Raw genomic sequence first — 18830 nt, 5'->3', positions numbered from 1 at the left:
CGTAGCGTAGGGGCCATGGCTAAAGCGTTCTGGATCGACCAGGAGTTCGACAGGGATCGTGACGGGCGCTATGCCGTACACGTGCGCAAGAACCTCGAAGAGTTCGAGTGGGGCGACATCGCGCCGGTCAGGTTCGCCTGCGCGGCCTGGCGGCTGGCCACGCCGCCGTCGCTGAACCCCGGCTACGTGCGCTGGGACCGCCGCATCCTTGAGGCGACCTGCCACCGCAACACGTGGGACGGCACGCTCAACGCGCGGATCCGGCTGGTCTCGCCGCTGCCCGAGGAGCTCACCCGCTCACGGGCCTGGTGGCGCGACCGCGGCTGGCTGGGCTGGCAGGAGACGTTCGGGCAGTATGTCGAGCCGACGCAGCAGGACCTGGCCAGGATCCCGTTCCTGCGAGCGACGCTGCTGGTCGAGGTGCCGGTGCCGCTCGACGACCTGCCGCCGGAACCCGAGGGCCCGCATGACGAGGTCGAGCAGAGCGCGGCGCGGGCCCTGGCGGTGCTGGTCCGCGAGCTGAACCAGCTGGTCACCCCCATCCTCGACCAACTCGGCTGACAGCATGCCCGCCACATAACTGGGTAGCGGGGGGCGCATGAGAATGGTGCGCGCCGTGCTATCGATTTCGTCGCTCGCGGGCTGTGCCGTGCTGTCGATTTCGCTGACCGCGGGCTGCGCGGTGGACGCGACCGCCCCGGCCCGCACGGCCGAGCGCTTCCACGCCGCCCTCGCCGCGCACCAGGAGGACGCCGCCTGCGCGCTGCTCTCCCAGCAGACCGCGGAGAAGCTGCCCGACCCCGGCCAGACGTGCGCCGACGCGCTGCGCGAGCTCAAGCTGGGCGCCGCCGGACCGGTCACCTCGGCGCAGGTCTGGGGCGACGACGCCCAGGTACGGCTGGCGGGCGACACGCTCTTCCTCCACCACTACCAGGACGGGTGGCGGGTCACGGCCGCGAGCTGCCGCCCGCAGGGAGACCGCCCCTATGACTGCGAGGTGGAGAGCTGATGCGGGTGATGTTCACGATCACGCTCATCGTCATCGCGACCGGTTTGATCTGGTTCTTCACGACAGGACTGGTCCGCCTATGAAGCAGAAGATCAAGGAGAACGGGCTGTCGCTGGCGTTCCTGGTGATGTTCCTGCTGACGCTGGCCGGGCAGGCCATCGCGGGGACGGGCCAGTTCAACGACCAGCAGCTGGTCAATGGCGGGGAACCGGTGTCGGTCTTCACGTACGTGACGTCCTCGGACTTCGCCGTGGACGTGGCCGAGAACTGGCAGTCCGAATACCTGCAGTTCTTCCTGTTCATCACGATGACGATCTGGCTGGTGCAGAAGGGTTCGCCGGAGTCCAAGGATCCCAAGGAGGCGGGTCTGGAATCGGACGAGAAGCAACTCGTCGGCCGCCACGCCCGGCCCGACTCCCCGGCCTGGGCGAGGGCCGGCGGGCTTCGGCTCCAGCTGTACAGCAACTCGCTCGGGCTGGTGATGGGGATCGTCTTCGTGCTGTCGTGGCTGGCGCAGTCGGTGGCCGGGGTGGCGGCGTACAACTCGCAGCGGCTGCTCGACCTGCGGGATCCGGTCTCGTGGGGCGCCTATTTCACCTCGCCGGAGTTCTGGAACCGGAGCCTGCAGAACTGGCAGTCGGAGTTGCTCGCCGTGCTTTCCATGGTGGCGCTGTCGATCTACCTGCGGCAGCGGGGATCGCCGGAGTCCAAGCCGGTGGGCGCGCCGCACTCCTGGACCGGCGTCGAGGGCTGATGGGTTGCCAGGGTCGAGGTCTGATCGATCGCCGGGCTCCACGCCTGATCGGGCACCGCGCTCCCTGGCTAACCGGTCACCGCGCTCCCTAGCTGGTCGGTCGCCGGGCTCCACGGCTCACCGGTGACGACCGCGACGATGCGGGTGCCCGGCTGGAAGACGCCCTGCCGTACCAGGTCGAAGACGCCGTAGAGCATCTTCCCGACATACACCCCCTCGACCCGATATTTCGCGACGAAGTCATCGAGAACCGGGGTTGAGCGGGCGTAGCCCCCGAAGTGGTAGTCCAGGTTGACCGACCAGTTCGGCCACACGCGCCCGTAAGCCTCGCGCTGCAGGCGCGCCACCTCATCCTCAAGGAACCCGGCCCCCTTGAGCACCGCGAACCCGATCGCCCGCCGGCCCTCCGGCAACCCGGCGGCGATCCCGGCCAGGGTGCCGCCGGTGCCGACCGCGCAGCAGATCACGTCGTAGTCGCCGCCGATCTCGCCGGGCAGTTCGGCGCACCCGCGTACGGCCGCCGCGTTGCTGCCCCCCTCCGGCAGGATCGCCACGTCACCCCACTGCTCGCGCAGCGCGGCCTGCACCTCGGGGGTGTGCTTGCGGCGGTATGTCCCCCGGTCGAGATAGGTGAGCCGCATGCCGCAGGACTCCGCGTACGCCAGCGACGGGTTGAGCGGCAACGTCTCCTCACCCCGGATCACCCCGATCGTCGCGAACCCATCCCGGCGCCCGGCCGCCGCGACAGCCCTGATGTGACCGGAGTAGGCACCGCCGAACGTGAGCACGCGAGGATGGCCCAGGTTGTACTTGAGCTTGCGGGCCTTGTTGTCGTCGCGGACCAGGAAGACCCGGACAGAGGCGAGCGCCGGATCCACCAACTCCTCCATGGCGCTAGTCTACGGTCGGACCTTTGTTGAGGAGTGTTGGATTATGCGCGTTGTCGATGCTTTTCGGGCCGCCTTCGGCGCCGACCCGCGGACGGTCTGGCACGCGCCCGGCCGCGTCAACCTGATCGGCGAGCACACCGACTACAACGACGGCTTCGTCCTGCCCTTCGCGGTGCCGTGGGGCGTCACGGCGGCCGTCAGCCCGCGCGAGGACGCCACGATCCGGCTGCTGTCCCTGCAGTCGTCCGGCGACCCGCTGGTGATCTCCAGTCACGAGGAGTCGCAGGGCTGGAGCCGCTACGTGGTCGGCGTCCTGGCGATGCTGGGCGACCGGGTGCGCGGCGCCGACATCGCCATCGACGGCGACGTGCCCCAGGGCGCCGGGCTCAGTTCGAGCGCCGCGCTGGAGGTGGCCATCGCCTCGGCCCTCAACGACCTGTACGACCTGGGCATGACGCCCATGGAGCTCGCCCTGCTCAGCCAGCGGGCGGAGAACGACTTCGTCGGCATGCCGTGCGGCATCATGGACCAGGCGGCGTCCGCGCTGAGCGCCGAGGGGCACGCGCTGTTCCTCGACTGCCGCTCGCTCGGCTCCCGCAACATCCCGCTCGACCTGGCCGCGCACGGGCTGACCATCCTCATCATCGACACGCAGGTGCACCACGAGCACGCGGGCGGCGAGTACGCCAAGCGCCGCGCGGAGTGCGAGTCGGCGGCCCGCAAGCTGGGGGTCGCGGCGCTGCGCGACGTCACGGACCTGGCCGGGGCCCTCGACCAGCTGCAGGGCGCCGAGCGCAAGCGCACGATGCACGTCGTCACGGAGAACCACCGCGTCGAGGCACTCATCGGCCTGCTCAGGGCCGGGGCGATCACGGAGATCGGGGCGCTGCTGAACGCCTCCCACCTGTCGCTGCGCGACCAGTACGAGGTGTCGTCGCCGGAGCTGGACCTGGCCGTGGAGGCGTCGCTGCGCGGCGGCGCCCGGGGCGCCCGCATGACGGGGGGCGGCTTCGGCGGCTCGGCGATCGCGCTGGTGTCCGACGAGCGCCTGGAGGCCGTGAAGGAGTCGGTGAGCGCGGCTTACGCCGAGCGCGGCTGGCAGGCCCCTCGCTTCCTCCCCGCCACCCCCTCTTCGGGTGCTCGGCGTATTTCCTGACTTCTCTTTAGATCAACATCTTTTGTTACGGCAGGCCCGGTGGGCCCCACCCGCCAACCGGGGCCGGGGCCCGTCCAGGGGCACGCTCCTCCGGTGGAGATGGCTGGGCGCCGTGACGTGCGTCTTCTTGGCCCCGGCCGTGGTCAGTCCGACCCACCGCACAGAGCCGGGCCCGTCCAGAGGCACGCTCCTCCGGTTCACCGGCTCGCCGCCGCAACGTGCGCACGGACATCTTCTGCGTGGTCTTCGGGAACCCCTCTGATTACAAGGGCGGGAAGTTCGGCGGGCGGCGTTCCAGGAAGCTCGCGACGCCCTCGGCGAAGTCCGGGCGGTTGAAGGAGGCGAGCATCTCCTGGGTCGCCGTCTTGGCCGCCTCGTCCAGGGTGATGTCCCAGTCGTTCCAGACCTGACGCTTGATGACGGCCATGGAGGCCGGGGAGCTGTGGGTGGCGAGCTCCAGGGCGTACTCCTGGGCTGTGGCGAGCAGCGCGTCGCCCGGGACCGAGCGGTTGGCCAGGCCGAGCTCGTAGGCCTCCGCGCCGGTGAAGACCCGCCCCGACAGGAGGATGTCCATGGCTCTCTGCTGGCCCATGAGGCGGGGCAGGATCCACGACAGGCCGTATTCGGCGATCAGGCCGCGGCGCGGGAAGGCCGTGGTCCATTTGGCGTCCTCGGCCGTGAAGATCAGGTCGCAGGCCAGCGCGTGGACCACACCCAGACCGGCGCAGGCGCCGTTGACGGCGGCGATGATCGGCTTGGCGATGGTCGTGGGGAAGGTGTTGGGGCGCGGGTCCGGCGTCTCGTCGTAGTCTCCAGTCTGGATGGCGCTGAGCGTCTGGAAGTCGGCGCCCGAGCAGAATCCCTTGCCCGCGCCGGTCACCACGATGGCCCGCACGTTCGGGTCCTTCTCGGCCTCCTGGAGGAGGTCGAAGTAACACCGGCCCATCGCGTCCGTCCAGGCGTTGAGCCGGTCGGGACGGTTGAAGGTCAGGGTGAGCACGCCTTGATCGGCCGAGGAGAGAACGAGTTCCGCCATAGGGCAACAGAATCATATTCTAGCGATGAAGGGCAAGACAACCCTCCGACCAGCGGGCGAAGCGAACGAAAGCAGAGGTCAGAGTGGGTTGCTGGAGTTGGGGGAGGTGGAACACAAGACGAACCTCCGGTCAGCCAGCGTGGTGGACGAAGGCTGGGGTCATCGTGGGGTTGTCGTAGTAGCGGTGGAAGACGCGTGTGGTGCCGCCGGAGATGGGCGGCACGATCCACGACCAGTCGGCCGGGCACACGCGCCCCGCCTTCTCCTCCCGTCCCAGGTGGGTGAGGAACCGGTTCGACTCCGTGTGGTGGTCGGTCATCGTCACCCCCGCCTGCTCGAACGAGTGCAACACGGCCACGTTCAGCTGGACCAGCGCGTGGTCCCGCCACAGCGACCGGTCGGAGGCGGTGTTCAGCCCGAGCCGCCCGGCGACCACGGGCAGTTGGTCGTAGCGGTCGGTGTCGGCGAGGTTGCGAGCGCCGATCTCCGCCCCCATGTACCAGCCGTTGAAGGGCGCGCACGGATAGCAGAGCCCGCCGATCTCCAGGCACATGCCGGAAATGGCCGGCACGGCATGCCAGCGCAGCCCCAGGTCGGCGAACCACGGATGGTCCGGATGCGTGAGGGGCACCTCCAGCACCGCGTCGCCCGGCAGATTGCACAGCAGCCTCTGCCCGCGCCCTGGCTGGATGACCAGGGGCAGCACATCGAACCTGCCGCCCTTCCCGCCCCGCCAGCCCAGCCGCCTGACCTTCTCGGTGAAGTCGACATAGCGGGGATCCCCGACGATCGACCCGTCGCGCATGCGATACCCGGCGTACCGGATGAGCTGCTCGTTCAGCACCCGGGGTCCGCGCCGCTCAGGCGTGTCCGGCGGGAACACGGTGATCGTCGGCCGGATCTTGCCCTCACCCGTCGCGTCGCGCAGATGAGCCACGCACTCTAGGGCCACGCCCTCGGCGCTGGTCACTTGCCTGCGGTCGCGTACCCGTAACGAGCGCCAGTAGAGCCGCCCGATGCAGCGGCTGCTGTTGCGCCAGGCCACCCTGGCACCGAACTGCAACTCCTCGAAGGTATGGGCATAAGTCCCATGACGGGCGATCTCCTTGGCGACCTCACGCAGACGCGCGTGCACGCCACCCGCGTCGGGATTCTCGGCGTGGAAGAGCCTGATGAAGCGCTCCGCCTCGCGAATGTCGATCGTTCGCTCGATGAGCGTCTGTACGGCGATGGCATCGAAGGGACGTAGGGACCTGATCCAGGTACGCACGCAGTAACCAGCACTTTTCCATCAACGGAGCGCCCCGCCGATTCCGGGTCGGCGGCACCTCCTGGCAGGCGGCGCCCTCTCCACACCGCCTTCACGACGTGCCCGCAGCTCCTGCCATCCTTCACCGTCCACAGCCGTTTGTCCCGGCAAATCGAAAATCCCGTGACCTTACGACTACAAAGCGTGAAAGACGCTATCCGCCGGGCCGCCGCACCAGGTCGAGCCGCATCGCCACCACCACCGCCGAGGTCCGGTCGGAGACGCCCAGCTTGCCGTACGCCCGCAGCAGATGCGTCTTGACCGTGGCCTCCCCGATGAACAGCCGCCGGCCGATCTCCCCATTGGTCAGCCCCTCCGCGACCAGTTCCAGCACCTGCCGCTCCCGCGCCGACAGGCGCCACCCTTCGGGTCCGGCCTTGTGCCAGGTCGCCAGGCGGGCGGACACCGACGGCGACAGGACGGTCTCGCCGCCCGCCACCGCCCGTACCGCGGCCGCCAGGTCGGCTCGTGACACGTCCTTCAGCAGGTACCCGGCGGCGCCGGCCGACATGGCACGCTCTATGTCCGCGTCGTTCTCGTACGTGGTCAGCACGATCACCCGGTAGCCCGCGCCCAGCCGCCGGATCGCGGTCACTCCGTCGCAGCCCGGCATGCGCAGGTCCATGAGGATCACGTCGGGCCGCAGCCGTGGCGCGACCGCGAGAGCCTCTTCACCGGATCCGGCCTCGCCGACCACCTCGATGTCCGGTTCGGCGACGAGCATCCCGCGCAGGCCCTCGCGGACCATCGGGTGGTCGTCGACGATCAGCACGGCGAGCATGGCAACTCCACCGTGACCGTCGTGCCCGACCCAGGAGCGGCCGCCACGGTGACGGTCCCGCCGAGCCGCGCCACCCGGACACGCATGGTCCGCAGGCCGTACCCGTCACGGGTGGTGGACGGCTCAAAGCCGTCACCATCGTCACTCACCGACAACCGCACCGCTCTGTCCCCGGAGTCGCTCACCGACAACCGCTCTGCCGCGCCCCCGGAGTCGGTCACCGACGGCAGCACCGCCGTGTCCCCGTAGTCGGTCACCGACGGCAGCACCTCCGTGTCCCCGTAGTCCAGCGCCAGCCGTGCGGACCGAGCGCGGGCATGCTTGCGCACGTTCGCGAGCCCTTCCTGAGCAACCCGCACCAGCACCGCCTCGGCCGTGGCGGGCAGCGCGATGGGCTCGCCCCTGACGGTCACCTCCACCGGCACCTCGAACCCCTCCCCCAACCGGCGCAGCGCCTGCCCCAGTGACGTGCCGTCGAGCGCGGGCGGGGCGAGCGCCGCGATGAGCGCCCGCGTCTCGGCCAGGTTCTCCTTCGCCGTCTGTACGGCCAGCGCCACGTGCCGCTCGGCCCCCCGACCGGCCTCAGCGGCCTGGAGGAGCATGATGATGCTGGTGAACCCCTGGGCCAGAGTGTCGTGGATGTCGCCCGCCAGCCGCTCGCGCTCCGCCAGGACCCCGGCCTCCCTGCTGACCTCCGCCAGCTCCTCCCGGGTGCGGTCGAGCTCTTCGATCAGCTCGGCGCGTTCGCGGTTCTGCTGGTACAGCCGGCTGATGAACGTGCCGAGCAGCGCGCTCGCCGGCAGTCCGACGGCCAGGGCGAGGAGGGTCATCAGCGGATCCGCCCCGGCCGTCGTCAGTCCGTTGATCATCGGCGCGGCGAAGAACGCCGCCGTCAGCACCACGGCGTGCGCCACCCGCAGCGACATGAACGCCATCGGCACCAGCGCGGACAGCGCTATCCCCGCCGCCGACTCCAGCAGCCCGGCTCCGGTGACCAGGACGAGCACGCTCGCCGCGTACCACCAGCTCTCCCGCACGGGGATGGCGTCCGCGCGGACGGCTCTGCGGCCGAACAGGACGTAGGAGAGGGCCATCAGGAGCACCAGTCCGACGGCGATGGGCGGGCCGCCGTCCGCCACCATCGCGATGACGGTGGTGATGAGCACCACCGCGAAGTACGCGTCCCAGAACGGATAGGAACGCAGCCAGGCGTTCTCGGCCCGCGCCGCCACGGGACTCCCCATGATCTGCAGTTTTACCCCCTCATGGCTATATGTCCACCGATCGGTGGATACCCCGGCGACGCCGGAACCGTGATCGTCATGGTCATGAACAAGCACACCTACCGCACGGTCATGCTCGCCCTGTCGCTCGTCTTCGCCGCGCTGATCGCCATTCTGGCCCTCCTCGGCAGCGGCGCCATCGGCCTGGTCGCCGGGATCGGCGGCGTCCTCCTCGGCCTCGGCTGGGCGCTCTACGGAGTGCTGACCGGCAAGCGGGACACCGCGGTCTAGCCGCAACAAGAAACCCCCTCCCCGGAGACCCGGGAAGGGGGTTCAGCCTTGCTCCCGCGATAGGACTCGGACCAGGCATCGCTGGCAAAAGTACTTATTCAGTGACGTAGGTGCGACGGCTGCTAGGTCGAGGGCTCCCGGGCACTGTGCTCCCCGAGCAGCCGATCGATCATCGCCAGCAACAACGGTTGCAACCGATCCAGCGGGGCGTCACCGCGCACAATGATGTCGGCGTACTGCCGGGACGGCTCGATATACAGCGCGTGCCCGACCCGAGCGCTCTCCCGGTAGTAATTAGCGATCATCTCCGGCTCGCTCAGTCCGCGCGGCTCCTTCATGTCCCGCAGCAGCCGACGCAGCGCACGCTCGTCCGCGTCGAGTTCGACGAAGAGCCGCAGATCGAGCCGTTCGCGCACCGCTGCGACATGCAAGATCATGAGCCCTTCGACAAGCAGCACGTCCGGCGCTACTACGTCGCTGGTCCGGCTGTCGAGGTCGCGCAGGAAAGCGAGCCAGTCGACCGACTCGGGCCGGTTGTAGTCGAAGGTCACCTCACCGGTCGTGGGGGAGACGAAAGTCGGGCCGCGATCGACGTCGTGACACATGTACGGGTCGCTGGTGAGCACGTCTACGGTGCGTCCGGATTGCTCGACGGCGGTACGCAACCAGGTGGCGATCGTAGTCTTGCCTGACGCGGAGCCGCCGGCGATGCCGACGACGAGTGGGTGCGCCACGTGGTCTCCAAGGCCGATCGGACAAGATCAGATCAGCCTATCTCCGGGCACGTGCCATCTGGCCGCTTCGTCGATCTGCACGGGAAGTGACGGCGCGTGCTGCGGGGATCACAAGAAGGGCGGGCATCGGGAACCGCTGGAAGGTACGAGAGCTCCGCCACTGCTTCGTCTCGATCCTGAGCGATGGGGACGTCTCGGTGGAACGCATCGCCGATCTCGTCGGGCACTCGACGCCCACCACCACGCAACCGTCTACCGACACCCGATCAGACCGGTCATCGTCCATGGCGCTGAGACCATGGAAGCCGTCTTCGGCGACGCTGACCAAACCGGGTAGTGGCTCCCGGAACGACTCAGGCCCCTCATCCTTGATCCCGGAGAGGGGCCTGAGCTCTGCCTACCTCGGCCTTGCCGAAGCTCCCGCGATAGGACTCGAACCTATAACCTGCCGGTTAACAGCCGGCTGCTCTGCCGTTGAGCTACGCGGGATCGTACGTTCGCGCTGATCGGCGGGCCTTGCGAGCCGCTCCCCTGGGCGCAGGAATAGATTAGCGCACTCGAGGAGTGCGTGTCGCATCGTCATTCGGGTAGGCCCGGAGACAGCGGAGGTGCAATATGCGTTATCGGATGACATTCGCCATTGGTCTCGCCGTCGGCTATGTCCTGGGCAGCCGGGCCGGACGCGAACGCTATGAGCAGATCAAACGGGCCGCCCAACGCGTTGCCGACAGCCCCAGGTTCCAGGAGACCGCGGGCGTGATGGGCGCCCAGCTGTCGAAGGCGGCCGGAGTGGCCAAGTCGAAGGTGGGGGACACACTCCAGCATCGGATCCCGTTCCTCAACGGCCACGACCACCACGACACCGGCACCGGCTGGCCCGGCGAAGAGGTCGAGCAGGCCGGCCAGAAGAAGACCGACCAAACCGGCATTCCGCACTGACGCGGAACTTGACGCGGAACTGCCGCGAGCAACGCCGGGCCCCGGGCATGAGCGCAGGACGAACCACCGCCCATGCCCGGGGCACCCGCGTGCCACCCCACTCACAAGCCCGGGGTCCCACTCCACTCACAAGCCCGGGGTCCCACCCCACTCACAAGCCCGGCGCGCACGCATGTCCCGCTCGTCTACCGGGCGCCCGAACTCATGCCGCCCGCGCGATCCGGCTCCTCAGACCCCCATGCTGCGCCGTACGCCCTCAAGGGCCTGTTCGGCCTGTGCGCGTACGCCCGGGTCGTTCGGATCGAGGCCGTCGTCGAAGACGAGGGTCCACCCCAGTACCTCACCGCCGGGCGGACGCCTGGCCACCAGCCGTACCCCGCCACGACCGGGCAGGTCCACGTGCTTGTTCACCACGATGGTGGCGTTGACCCGCTCCCGGACCGTCTCGGGCAGCAGCCGCGGCTCCGGCAGCTCCACGCGGTGCCGCTCGCCGGACATGGTGAGGATGTTCAGCCCCTCCTCGTCCCAGGCGGCCCGGTCGATCGTCTCGTACGGCACGCGGATCCCGCCGGGCAGGTGCAGCGCTAGATTGGTGGCCACCACGTGCCCGTCGCCGGTGGCGGCGAAGGTCAGCACCCGCTCCCCCGGCTCGGTGACCAGGGCCTTGCGGACGTCGGCGGGCAGGCGGCGAAGAAAACTCATTCCTTCACGCTATCGGCGAGCAGGTCGAGGGTGAGCGCGGCACTCCAGGAGAAGTCCCGGCACCCCCGGCCGCTGCCGTCGAACGGGTCGAAGCACTCGCGGAACCCCGCCTGCCTGACGAGGCGGAGCGTGCCGTTGGCGAGTTGCCGGCCGAGCGAGCCGAGCGCGTGGACGTCGGCCGCCCGGCGCAGCAGCCAGTTGGTGTTCACCCAGGACGGGCCGCGCCAGTAGCGGGTGCGGTCGAACTGGGCGGCGCGGATCTCGCAGCTGGGCACCGGATAGCCCGTGGCGCCCATGAACCTGGCCGATTCGAGCATCTCGATGGCCGCGTGGACGCGGTCGCTGGGCAGCTCGGGGTCGAGCAGCGGGCCGAAGCCGCCGACCGTGCAGACCCGGATCAACCGGTCGGCCCGTAGGTCGCGGGCGTAGAAGCAGCCGTCCCACAGGCGGTCGAGGAGCGCCGACCTGATGCGCTGGGCCTGCTCGGCGTGGGGCACCGGGTCGGCGCGGGCCAGCGGCGCCAGCTCGGCCATGGCCTGGCAGGAGGCGAGCCAGATCCCGTTGAACATCGGGTCCTCGACGGCGAACGGGTGCTCGTCGCGCAGGTATTCGGCTCGGTAGCCGGCGTTGCGGTAGCGCAGCGCCAGCCAGACGTAGCGGTCGTGGTCGCTGTCGGGGTAACGCTGCTCGAGTTCGACAGTGCGGTAGCCGTACCTGATCTCGGGCAGCGCGGCGAGCGGTTGGTCCCAGGCCGGGCTGTCGTCCATGCCCGACTCCCAGGGGTGCACGATCGCCGCGAGCCCCGAGCCGCCCAGGTCGCGCGCGGCGGCCAGGTAGGCGTGCTGGGCGGCCAGCGCCGGAAACGCCCGCCTGACGAAGTCGGCGTCGCCGGTGTGCCGGTAGAGCCACCACAGGGCCAGCGCGTGCAGCGGCGGCGAGGTGAGGCCCGAGGTGAGCACGCGCGGCGCGGCGTCGTGATCCTGTGAGCGCCAGACCGAAGGGCCCGGGAAGTACGCCTCGGGGGTGTGGAAGACGATGTGCGGCACCATGCCGGTCGCCCACTGACCGGCCAGCAAACTGAGCAGCTCGGCACGAGCCCGGTCAGGCCGGTGCCTGGCCAGGCCGATCACCACGAACGCCGAGTCCCAGCTCCACTGGTGCGGGTAGAGACCTGGGGCGGGAACGGTGGAGGTTCCCGTCCAGTTCGCCTCGAGCACGGACAGTGCCTCGCGCCCGAGCGCGGCGTCGTCGACCGCGGGCCGCGCCTCCATCAACCCACTATGCGCCGCTAGGCCGTAGGAAAGCTACGTCCGGGCCCACTTGGAGACGAGCATGATGCCGAAGGCCACGGCTCCGATGATGAGTCCCCACTTGATCAGCGTGAAGACGAAGCCCACGAGGGGGCCGATGAGGATGAACACGGCGATGATCGCCAGGATTGCGAGAAGTATGCGTCCCATGTCTCTGACGTTACGAGATCGTTCAAGCGGATTGCAGGTGAGGCAGGGTTGAATCAGGGACAAGTCAGGGTCTCCCCTACTCTCGGAACCAACCGGCATACTTCCCGGAACCAACCGGCCTCCTCCCGGAACCAACCGGTCGGTTTTGCCGTTTAGCCGGTAGACAACGGGGCGCGGGGGCCCGTATCACGGGGAGCGTGATGAGTCTGGGACCACCCATGAGCAGGGAGGGTGCGGAGTACGCACTGCGCGCCCGAGCCGACGAGCGCGACCGCATCTCCGGCGACCTGCTCGATCTTGAAGCCCACACCACCTACCAGTTACTCAAGGGCGCCTCCTTACGCGGCCCGACCCAGACCCGCTGGGCCGCCGCGCAGGGCGCCATCGCCGCGCTGTGGGCGCTTTATGACACCTATCGGGGGGTGTTACGCGCGGCTGAGCAGGTCAAGGGCGCCCGCGGCCGCCTCGGCGCGGAGCAGCTCGCCACCCTGACCGAGTTGCTGTCGGGCCGCTCGGTGGTGCTGAAGGCCGCCGCCAAGCCCGTCGAGGAACGATCCCTCCTCCCCCAGGCGGACGAGCGGCTCACCCTGGACGAGACGGTCGCCCGGATGGACGCGGCCTTCCAGCAGGCCACGGACGTACTGACGGAGATCGACACGGTCTGGTCCGCGGCGTTACCCCGCCTCGACGCCGCCGACGCCGAGCTGCGCGCGGTCGGCGATCTGCGGCGGCAGCTCGGCGAGAGCCTTGACCTGACCCAGACGGAGACCGATCTGCGGCGGATGCGGACCGCCGTACTCGAAGATCCGCTCGGCTCGGCGCCGCCGGAGCACGAACTGGAGCGCGTCACCCGCCTCCTGGCGAGCACCCGCGCGGACCTGGAGCGCGCGCTACAGGTCAGTCAGGAGTACGGCAGGCGGCGCGAGGAGCTGGTGGCCGCGCTGGACCGGGTACGCGCGGCCGAGAGCGAGGCCAGGGTGGCCCACGGCAGGGTCGTGGTGAAGATAGCCCTGCCGCCGCAGGCACAGCCGCGGAGCAAGGTTGACGCGCTGGCCGACGAACTGGACGCGCTCGACGCCGCGCCCGGCACCTGGCTCGACCGGGCCGGGCGGCTGACGGCCCTGGAGCAGGGCGCCCAGCAGGCCGCCCAGCAGGCACGGGCCACGGCGACGGCGCTGATGGGGCTGCTCGGCAGGCGTGATGAGCTACGCGGGCGGCTCGGCGCGTGCCAGGCGATGGCGGTGCGCAAGGGCCTGGCGGAGGACCCGGGCGCGACTGAGCTGTACGAGCGGGCGCGGCTGCTGCTGTGGAGCGCTCCCTGCGATCTGACGAAGGCGGCACAAGCCGTCGACCTGTATCAGCGTGCGATCCACGGAGGTGGCCGATGACCCGATGCGCCCAGCCAGGCTGTACGGGCACGATCGAAGATGGCTACTGCGACCTGTGCGGCCACGCGGCGGCGGCCGCCGTGCCCGCCGCGGCCTCGACCCCGGCGACGGCGTCGAGCCCCTCGGACTCGCCTGACACCCGGCCGGTGAGCAGGCAGATGACCGGCCCGCTGAGCAGTGGCCGGTCACGGCCGGGCGTGCTGGGCGAGCTCGCCGACCTGCCGTCGGTGCCCTACCGGGACCCGGCCACCGCGATCATGGCCAATCCCATGGTGCCCGAGGAGAAGCGGTTCTGCGCCAACCCGGCGTGCGGCGAGCCGGTCGGCCGCTCCAGGCAGGGGCGCGCCGGGCTGCCCGACGGGTTCTGCCCGCACTGCCGTACCTCGTTCTCCTTCACCCCGAAGCTGGCCAAGGACGACCTGGTGGCCGGCCAGTACCGGGTGCTGGGCTGCCTGGCGCACGGCGGCCTCGGCTGGATCTACCTGGCCGCCGACGAGAACCTCGACGGCCGCTGGGTGGTGCTCAAGGGCCTGCTGAACACCGCCGACGCCGAGGCGCTGGCGGCGGCGGAGGCCGAGCGGAAGTTCCTCACCACGGTCGACCACCCGAACATCGTCAAGATCATCAACTTCCAGCGCTCCGGCGGCCTCGGCTACATCGTCATGGAGTACGTCGGCGGCCAGTCGCTGCACGAGCTGCGCCGCCAGGGACCGCTGCCGCTGCGCGAGACGCTCATGTACGGACGGGAGATCCTGCGCGCGTTCGGCTACCTGCACCAGCACGACCTGGTCTACTGCGACCTCAAGCCGGCCAACGTGATCAGGGTCGGCAATCGGCTCAAGCTCATCGACCTGGGCGCGGTCCAGCGCGTCGGCTCGCCGCCGGGCACCTCCTGGGCCACGGTCGGCTACCACGCGCCCGAGCTGGAGACCCAGCCCTCGTCCGTCGCCTCCGACCTGTACACGGTGGCCAGGACGCTGGCGGTGCTGACCATCCCGTCGTTCAGCCCGGCCAAGGGCGGGGTGGAGAACCCGCTGCCGGCGGACTGCGGCAACGAGTCGTTCGCGCGGTTGCTGCGCCGGGCGACCGCCCCCGATCCCGCCGCCAGGTTCCAGAGCGCGGAGGAGATGGAGGAACAGCTCGTCGGCGTGCTGCGCGAGATCAGCGCGCTGGCGGAGGGGGTGCCGTACCCGGCGCAGTCCGCGCTGTTCGGGCCCGAGCGGCTCGCGGCGGGGGCGGCGCTGGCCGCCGACCGCGGGCGGGTGTTCGCCGGGCTCGACCCGCTGGAGGCGGCGGCCGCGCTGCCGGTGCCGCTGGCCGATCCCGCCGACCCGGCGGCGGGCGCGCTGGCGGGCCTCGTCGGCCGCGATCCCGACGTGCTGGTCAGCCAGGTCGAGGGGATGGCCCGGACGCCCGAGACACTGCTGACCAAGGCCCGGCTGCTCGCCGAGCAGGGCTCGGACCAGGCGCTCTCCGCGCTGGACGAGGCGGGGCGGACGCTGCCCGGCGATTGGCGGGTGACCTGGTACCGGGCGGTCCACCTGCTGGCCTCGGGTCAGGCCGACCGGGCGGCGCCGATCTTCGACGAGTGCTTCTCGCTGCTGCCCGGCGAGTGCGCGCCCAAGCTGGGGCTGGCGTTCGCGCTGGAGTGCATGAACGGCGACCCGGTCCGCTGGTACGAGAGCGTGTGGCGTACCGACCGCTCCTACGTGAGCGCCGCGTTCGGGCTGGCCAGGGCGGGCCGGATCGCGGTGCTCGACGAGGTGCCGACCACGTCGAGCCACCGCGTGGCCGCGCAGCTCGCGGTCGTGGCCGCGGTGGCCAGAACGACGGGGGCGGCCGACCCGGGCAAGCCGAACGAGCTGTCGGCCGCGGCCGACCGCCTCGACGACCTCACCGACCTCGACCCGCGCCGCCGCGAACTGCTCATCGCCGAGCTGCTGGAGAGCGCGCTGACCTGGCTCGACAACAACAAACCACCGGGCGGCCTGAAGCTGGCGGGCGCCGAGTTCACCGAACCCGGCCTACGCAAGCGGCTGGAGGGCATCTTCCGCCGCCTGGCCGTGGCCGCGAGCTCCCGCCAGGAGCGCCAGGCCCTCGTCGACCAGGCCAACGCCGTCCGGCCCCGGACGTGGGTGTGATGGACGACACCGCCGCTCCAAAGGCGGACGTCCGGTGCCCGGTCTGCGAGACCCCTGTGTTCGCCGGCGACTCCTTCTGCGAGGCGTGCGGGCATCCACTCGGAGCACCTGCCTGTACGTCCTGCGGCGCCCCCGCCGTTGACGCGGAGGGCTACTGCGAGCGGTGCGGCGTGCGCCAGCCCACCAGCCGCGACCACGCGGAGCTCGAACTCGACGGCGGTACGGCGGGCGTGACCGACAAAGGCCTGCGCCGCAGCCGCAACGAGGACGCCATGGCGCTGCTGTCCACGGACACGCGGACCGTGGTCGTCGTCTGCGACGGCGTGGGCAGCTCGCCGCGCGCGGACGAGGCGTCGGCGGCCGCGGTGGAGACGGCCTGCGCCGCCCTGGCCAGGGGCGTCTCAACCGAGGAGGCGTTCGGCCTGGCCAGCCGGGCCGTGGGCAAGCTGGCCACTTCGGTGGACGACGCCCCCGCCTGCACCTACGTCTCGGCGGTGGTCGAAGGCGGCCGGATCACGCTCGCCTGGGCGGGGGACTCCCGCGCGTACTGGCTGTCCACCGGCCCCCGGCCGACCAGAACCAACCCGGTCGAAACCGACCCTCCCCCCCATGCCCGGCCGGTCGAGACCGGCCTTCCCACCGACACCCGGCCCGTCGAGACCGATCTTTCCGCGGGCAGCCCGCCGGTCGAGGCGAGCGCTGACACCCGGCCGGTCGGGGTTCTTCCGGCGGCCGCCATCCGGTCCGCCGTGACCGGTCAGGTCGTCGGTACCCAGTTGACCGTGGACGACGCCGCGCCGACGGGTGAGATCACCGCCTGGCTCGGCGCCGACTACGGCGACGTGCGCCCGCACGTCCGCGTACTGGAGCCGGAGACCCCGGGCCTGCTGCTCGTGTGCAGCGACGGTCTGTGGCGCTACCTCGACGGCTACACCTTCCCTTCCACCGGCAGCCCTCTGGACATGACCCGCGCGATGCTGCGACACGCGCTCGACTCCGGCGGGCAAGACAACGTGACCATCGTCCTGATCCCTCTAGGAGACGCACATGGGTGACCAGCCCACTTTCACCCTGCACATCGACCAGAACAAGTACCTCCCGATCGACGGGCGCGAGGTGCACGCCATCCTCACGATCAACTCCACCGGCACGGTGACCACCGAATCCGCCACCCCGGCCGAGGCCGCCGAGGTGATCATCATCGACACGTCCGGGTCGATGAGCGGCGGCAAGATCAGAGAGGCCCGGGCCGCCGCCGCGACGGCCGTGCAGACCCTGCGCGACGGCGTGCACTTCGCGGTCATCGCCGGGACCGACCGGGCCCGTGTCGTCTACCCGAACGGCCCCCAGCTGGTCAGGGCCAGTGCGGCCACCCGGGCCGAGGCGCAGCGGGCCATCGGCAAGCTCTCCGCCGGCGGCGGCACCTCGATCGGCCAGTGGCTGCAGCTGGCGGCCCAGCTGCTGTCGGCCCACCCGAACGCGATCAGGCACGCCATCCTGATGACCGACGGCCAGAACAACGAGCGCGCCGACGTGTTCGCCGGCGCGCTGGCCCGCTGCGAGGGCGCGTTCGTCTGCGACAGCCTCGGCGTCGGCGACGACTGGGTGCCCGCCGAGCTGCGCAAGGTCGCCGAGGCGCTGCTGGGTACGTTTGACTTCGTCCGGAACCAGGGTGACCTGGCCGACTTCTTCCGCAAGCTCACCCAGACCTCGATGAGCAAGACCGTGGCCGAGCTGGTGATGCGGGTGTGGGTGCCGCAGACGGCGACGCTCAAGTGGGTCAAGCAGGTCTCCCCCACGCTGCTCGACCTGACCGGCAAGCGCACCGACGTCAACCCGCTGACCGGCGACTACCCGACCGGCTCGTGGGGCACCGAGGACCGCGAGTACCACCTGTGCGTGGAGGTGCCGCCCGGCCAGATCGGCAGCGAGATCCGCGCGGGCTGGGTGAAACTGCTCCGTCCCGACACCCAGGAGGTCTTCGCCAGTGGCAACGTGCTCGCCCAGTGGACCGACGACCTGGCCCAGTCCACCCGGATCAACGGGAAGGTCGCCCACTACACCGGCCAGGCCGAGCTGCACGAGCTGATCCAGGACGGGCTGAGCGCCCGCGCGGCCGGCGACGTCGAGAGGGCGACGGCCCGCCTGGCCAAGGCCAAACAGCTCGCCGCCGACTCGGGACGCGAGGACACGGCCCGGCTGCTCGACAAGGTCGTCGAGGTGGATCCGGCCTCCGGCACCGCCCGGCTGCGCAAGAACGTCGACAAGGCCGACGCGATCGAGCTCGACACCGGCTCGGTGCGTACCAGCAAGCTGCGCAAGAACGGGGAGGGCAGCTGATGGCGACCTGCCCCCAGGGCCACACGTCGGGCGACGACGAATACTGCGACGTCTGCGGCCTCCAGCTGGCCGCCTCCCCGCCACCGGTCACGTCGTCCGCCGCGCCGGCCGCGCCCGCCGGTGTCGGCTCCGGCGCGGCGGTGGAAGAATGTCCCGTCTGCCAGACGCCGCGTGCCGGGCAGTTCTGCGAGGTGTGCGGCCACGACTACTCCGGCACCGCGCCCACCATGGCGCCGCCGGTGGCCGGAGCTCGCTGGGAGGCGGTCACCGCCGCCGACCGCGCCTACTACGAGAAGGTGATCGCCGAGGGCGGCCCCGATGCCGACGCCGTCGCCTTCCCGCCGTACTGCCCCGAACGGTCCTTCGCGCTGTCCGGCGAGCAGGTACGCATCGGCCGCCGCAGCCGGGGCCGCGACCTGCGGCCGGAGATCGACCTGACCGGGCCGCCCGAGGATCCCGGCGTGTCCCATCTGCACGCCGTGCTGCTCGCCGGGCACGACGGCTCGTGGACGCTCGTCGACCCGGGCTCCTCCAACGGCACCCAGGTCAACGGCAGGCCGGTGGCGGTCAACGTGCCGGTCCGGGTGGGCGCGGGCGACCGCATCCACGTCGGCGCCTGGACCGTCATCACGATCCGCGAAGGCACGCCGTGACCGGCGAGGGGGCCGCCACGACTA

The 18830-nt window shown here is 70.6% G+C and carries 20 protein-coding genes and 1 tRNA gene; 11 read left to right on the top strand and 10 right to left on the bottom strand.

What is annotated here, in order from left to right; genetic code table 11:
* Positions 1-15 precede the first annotated feature (15 nt).
* From AB0C30_RS23845 to AB0C30_RS23835, 3 genes are all read left to right on the top strand, one after another.
* Entirely contained in the window at positions 16-561 is a 546-nt protein-coding gene (locus AB0C30_RS23845; RefSeq protein ID WP_357947724.1) for a hypothetical protein, read from the top strand.
* Between the two features lie 55 nt (positions 562-616).
* The gene (locus AB0C30_RS23840) at positions 617-1009 is read left to right on the top strand and encodes a hypothetical protein (protein WP_357947721.1); all 393 of its coding nucleotides are present in this window, start codon (positions 617-619) and stop codon (positions 1007-1009) included.
* Positions 1010-1088: 79 nt separating this feature from the next.
* Entirely contained in the window at positions 1089-1763 is a 675-nt protein-coding gene (locus AB0C30_RS23835; RefSeq protein ID WP_357947718.1) for a DUF6766 family protein, read from the top strand.
* A gap of 68 nt (positions 1764-1831) precedes the next feature.
* Here the strand turns inward: AB0C30_RS23835 and AB0C30_RS23830 are convergent, their stop codons facing one another.
* Positions 1832-2653, bottom strand: a complete 822-nt coding sequence (locus AB0C30_RS23830; RefSeq protein ID WP_357947715.1) for a 1-aminocyclopropane-1-carboxylate deaminase/D-cysteine desulfhydrase — start codon at positions 2651-2653, stop codon at positions 1832-1834.
* A 43-nt stretch (positions 2654-2696) separates the two neighbouring features.
* Between AB0C30_RS23830 and galK the strand changes: the two genes are divergently transcribed.
* A complete protein-coding gene (gene galK / locus AB0C30_RS23825; protein ID WP_357947712.1) occupies positions 2697-3809 on the top strand; it encodes a galactokinase in 1113 nt (370 codons plus the stop codon).
* Positions 3810-4071: 262 nt separating this feature from the next.
* Here galK and AB0C30_RS23820 read toward each other — a convergent pair whose 3' ends face one another.
* The 4 genes from AB0C30_RS23820 to AB0C30_RS23805 form a co-directional block, all read right to left on the bottom strand.
* Positions 4072-4845 (bottom strand): enoyl-CoA hydratase-related protein, encoded by a 774-nt coding sequence (locus AB0C30_RS23820; RefSeq protein WP_357947709.1) that lies wholly within the window; start codon positions 4843-4845, stop codon positions 4072-4074.
* 130 nt (positions 4846-4975) lie between these two features.
* Positions 4976-6115, bottom strand: coding sequence for a nitric oxide synthase oxygenase (locus AB0C30_RS23815; protein ID WP_357947706.1), 1140 nt, complete (start codon positions 6113-6115; stop codon positions 4976-4978).
* Positions 6116-6308: 193 nt separating this feature from the next.
* The gene (locus AB0C30_RS23810) at positions 6309-6935 is read right to left on the bottom strand and encodes a response regulator transcription factor (RefSeq protein ID WP_357947703.1); all 627 of its coding nucleotides are present in this window, start codon (positions 6933-6935) and stop codon (positions 6309-6311) included.
* On the bottom strand, positions 6920-8179 hold the full coding sequence (locus AB0C30_RS23805; protein WP_357947700.1) for a sensor histidine kinase: 1260 nt from the start codon (positions 8177-8179) through the stop codon (positions 6920-6922). The genes AB0C30_RS23810 and AB0C30_RS23805 overlap by 16 nt, the downstream gene beginning before the upstream one ends.
* 84 nt (positions 8180-8263) lie before the next feature.
* On the opposite strand from AB0C30_RS23805, the gene AB0C30_RS23800 reads away from it, so the two are divergent.
* Complete coding sequence (locus AB0C30_RS23800) at positions 8264-8449, top strand: hypothetical protein (protein WP_357947697.1); 186 nt, start codon at positions 8264-8266, stop codon at positions 8447-8449.
* A gap of 122 nt (positions 8450-8571) precedes the next feature.
* On the opposite strand, the gene AB0C30_RS23795 is transcribed toward AB0C30_RS23800, so the two are convergent.
* Positions 8572-9183 (bottom strand): hypothetical protein, encoded by a 612-nt coding sequence (locus AB0C30_RS23795; protein WP_357947694.1) that lies wholly within the window; start codon positions 9181-9183, stop codon positions 8572-8574.
* 417 nt (positions 9184-9600) lie between these two features.
* A tRNA-Asn gene (locus AB0C30_RS23790) sits at positions 9601-9672 on the bottom strand.
* Positions 9673-9798: 126 nt separating this feature from the next.
* Between AB0C30_RS23790 and AB0C30_RS23785 the strand changes: the two genes are divergently transcribed.
* Complete coding sequence (locus AB0C30_RS23785; RefSeq protein WP_357947691.1) at positions 9799-10122, top strand: YtxH domain-containing protein; 324 nt, start codon at positions 9799-9801, stop codon at positions 10120-10122.
* A gap of 228 nt (positions 10123-10350) precedes the next feature.
* Here AB0C30_RS23785 and AB0C30_RS23780 read toward each other — a convergent pair whose 3' ends face one another.
* The 3 genes from AB0C30_RS23780 to AB0C30_RS23770 are packed head-to-tail and all read right to left on the bottom strand — an operon-like array spanning position 10351 to position 12284.
* Positions 10351-10824: a hypothetical protein gene (locus AB0C30_RS23780; protein WP_357947688.1), complete on the bottom strand. Its 474-nt coding sequence runs from the start codon at positions 10822-10824 to the stop codon at positions 10351-10353.
* Entirely contained in the window at positions 10821-12095 is a 1275-nt protein-coding gene (locus AB0C30_RS23775) for a hypothetical protein (RefSeq protein WP_357947685.1), read from the bottom strand. The genes AB0C30_RS23780 and AB0C30_RS23775 overlap by 4 nt, the downstream gene beginning before the upstream one ends.
* Positions 12096-12128: 33 nt before the next feature.
* A complete protein-coding gene (locus tag AB0C30_RS23770) occupies positions 12129-12284 on the bottom strand; it encodes a hypothetical protein (protein ID WP_357947682.1) in 156 nt (51 codons plus the stop codon).
* A gap of 218 nt (positions 12285-12502) precedes the next feature.
* On the opposite strand from AB0C30_RS23770, the gene AB0C30_RS23765 reads away from it, so the two are divergent.
* The 5 genes from AB0C30_RS23765 to AB0C30_RS23745 are packed head-to-tail and all read left to right on the top strand — an operon-like array spanning position 12503 to position 18806.
* Positions 12503-13672: a hypothetical protein gene (locus tag AB0C30_RS23765; RefSeq protein ID WP_357947679.1), complete on the top strand. Its 1170-nt coding sequence runs from the start codon at positions 12503-12505 to the stop codon at positions 13670-13672.
* Positions 13669-15813, top strand: coding sequence for a tetratricopeptide repeat protein (locus AB0C30_RS23760; RefSeq protein ID WP_357947676.1), 2145 nt, complete (start codon positions 13669-13671; stop codon positions 15811-15813). Before AB0C30_RS23765 ends, AB0C30_RS23760 begins: the two co-directional genes overlap by 4 nt.
* Complete coding sequence (locus AB0C30_RS23755) at positions 15813-16868, top strand: protein phosphatase 2C domain-containing protein (RefSeq protein ID WP_357947673.1); 1056 nt, start codon at positions 15813-15815, stop codon at positions 16866-16868. Before AB0C30_RS23760 ends, AB0C30_RS23755 begins: the two co-directional genes overlap by 1 nt.
* Entirely contained in the window at positions 16861-18153 is a 1293-nt protein-coding gene (locus AB0C30_RS23750) for a VWA domain-containing protein (protein WP_357947670.1), read from the top strand. The genes AB0C30_RS23755 and AB0C30_RS23750 overlap by 8 nt, the downstream gene beginning before the upstream one ends.
* Positions 18153-18806: an FHA domain-containing protein gene (locus tag AB0C30_RS23745; protein WP_357947667.1), complete on the top strand. Its 654-nt coding sequence runs from the start codon at positions 18153-18155 to the stop codon at positions 18804-18806. Before AB0C30_RS23750 ends, AB0C30_RS23745 begins: the two co-directional genes overlap by 1 nt.
* The last annotated feature ends 24 nt before the right edge of the window (positions 18807-18830 follow it).

Source organism: Nonomuraea sp. NPDC048901, assembly GCF_040649695.1.
Lineage (GTDB): Bacteria > Actinomycetota > Actinomycetes > Streptosporangiales > Streptosporangiaceae > Nonomuraea.
This window is presented reverse-complemented; position numbering and strand designations above follow the sequence as displayed.

Bases quoted from the DNA above. Each gene is read 5' to 3' on its own strand.
- AB0C30_RS23845 (WP_357947724.1), top strand. From the start codon at position 16: ATGGCTAAAGCGTTCTGGATCGACCAGGAGTTCGACAGGGATCGTGAC.
- AB0C30_RS23835 (WP_357947718.1), top strand. From the start codon at position 1,089: ATGAAGCAGAAGATCAAGGAGAACGGGCTGTCGCTGGCGTTCCTGGTG.
- AB0C30_RS23830 (WP_357947715.1), bottom strand. From the start codon at position 2,653: ATGGAGGAGTTGGTGGATCCGGCGCTCGCCTCTGTCCGGGTCTTCCTG.
- galK (WP_357947712.1), top strand. From the start codon at position 2,697: ATGCGCGTTGTCGATGCTTTTCGGGCCGCCTTCGGCGCCGACCCGCGG.
- AB0C30_RS23820 (WP_357947709.1), bottom strand. From the start codon at position 4,845: ATGGCGGAACTCGTTCTCTCCTCGGCCGATCAAGGCGTGCTCACCCTG.
- AB0C30_RS23810 (WP_357947703.1), bottom strand. From the start codon at position 6,935: ATGCTCGCCGTGCTGATCGTCGACGACCACCCGATGGTCCGCGAGGGC.
- AB0C30_RS23805 (WP_357947700.1), bottom strand. From the start codon at position 8,179: ATGGGGAGTCCCGTGGCGGCGCGGGCCGAGAACGCCTGGCTGCGTTCC.
- AB0C30_RS23800 (WP_357947697.1), top strand. From the start codon at position 8,264: ATGAACAAGCACACCTACCGCACGGTCATGCTCGCCCTGTCGCTCGTC.
- AB0C30_RS23785 (WP_357947691.1), top strand. From the start codon at position 9,799: ATGCGTTATCGGATGACATTCGCCATTGGTCTCGCCGTCGGCTATGTC.
- AB0C30_RS23780 (WP_357947688.1), bottom strand. From the start codon at position 10,824: ATGAGTTTTCTTCGCCGCCTGCCCGCCGACGTCCGCAAGGCCCTGGTC.
- AB0C30_RS23775 (WP_357947685.1), bottom strand. From the start codon at position 12,095: ATGGAGGCGCGGCCCGCGGTCGACGACGCCGCGCTCGGGCGCGAGGCA.
- AB0C30_RS23770 (WP_357947682.1), bottom strand. From the start codon at position 12,284: ATGGGACGCATACTTCTCGCAATCCTGGCGATCATCGCCGTGTTCATC.
- AB0C30_RS23765 (WP_357947679.1), top strand. From the start codon at position 12,503: ATGAGCAGGGAGGGTGCGGAGTACGCACTGCGCGCCCGAGCCGACGAG.
- AB0C30_RS23760 (WP_357947676.1), top strand. From the start codon at position 13,669: ATGACCCGATGCGCCCAGCCAGGCTGTACGGGCACGATCGAAGATGGC.
- AB0C30_RS23755 (WP_357947673.1), top strand. From the start codon at position 15,813: ATGGACGACACCGCCGCTCCAAAGGCGGACGTCCGGTGCCCGGTCTGC.
- AB0C30_RS23750 (WP_357947670.1), top strand. From the start codon at position 16,861: ATGGGTGACCAGCCCACTTTCACCCTGCACATCGACCAGAACAAGTAC.
- AB0C30_RS23745 (WP_357947667.1), top strand. From the start codon at position 18,153: ATGGCGACCTGCCCCCAGGGCCACACGTCGGGCGACGACGAATACTGC.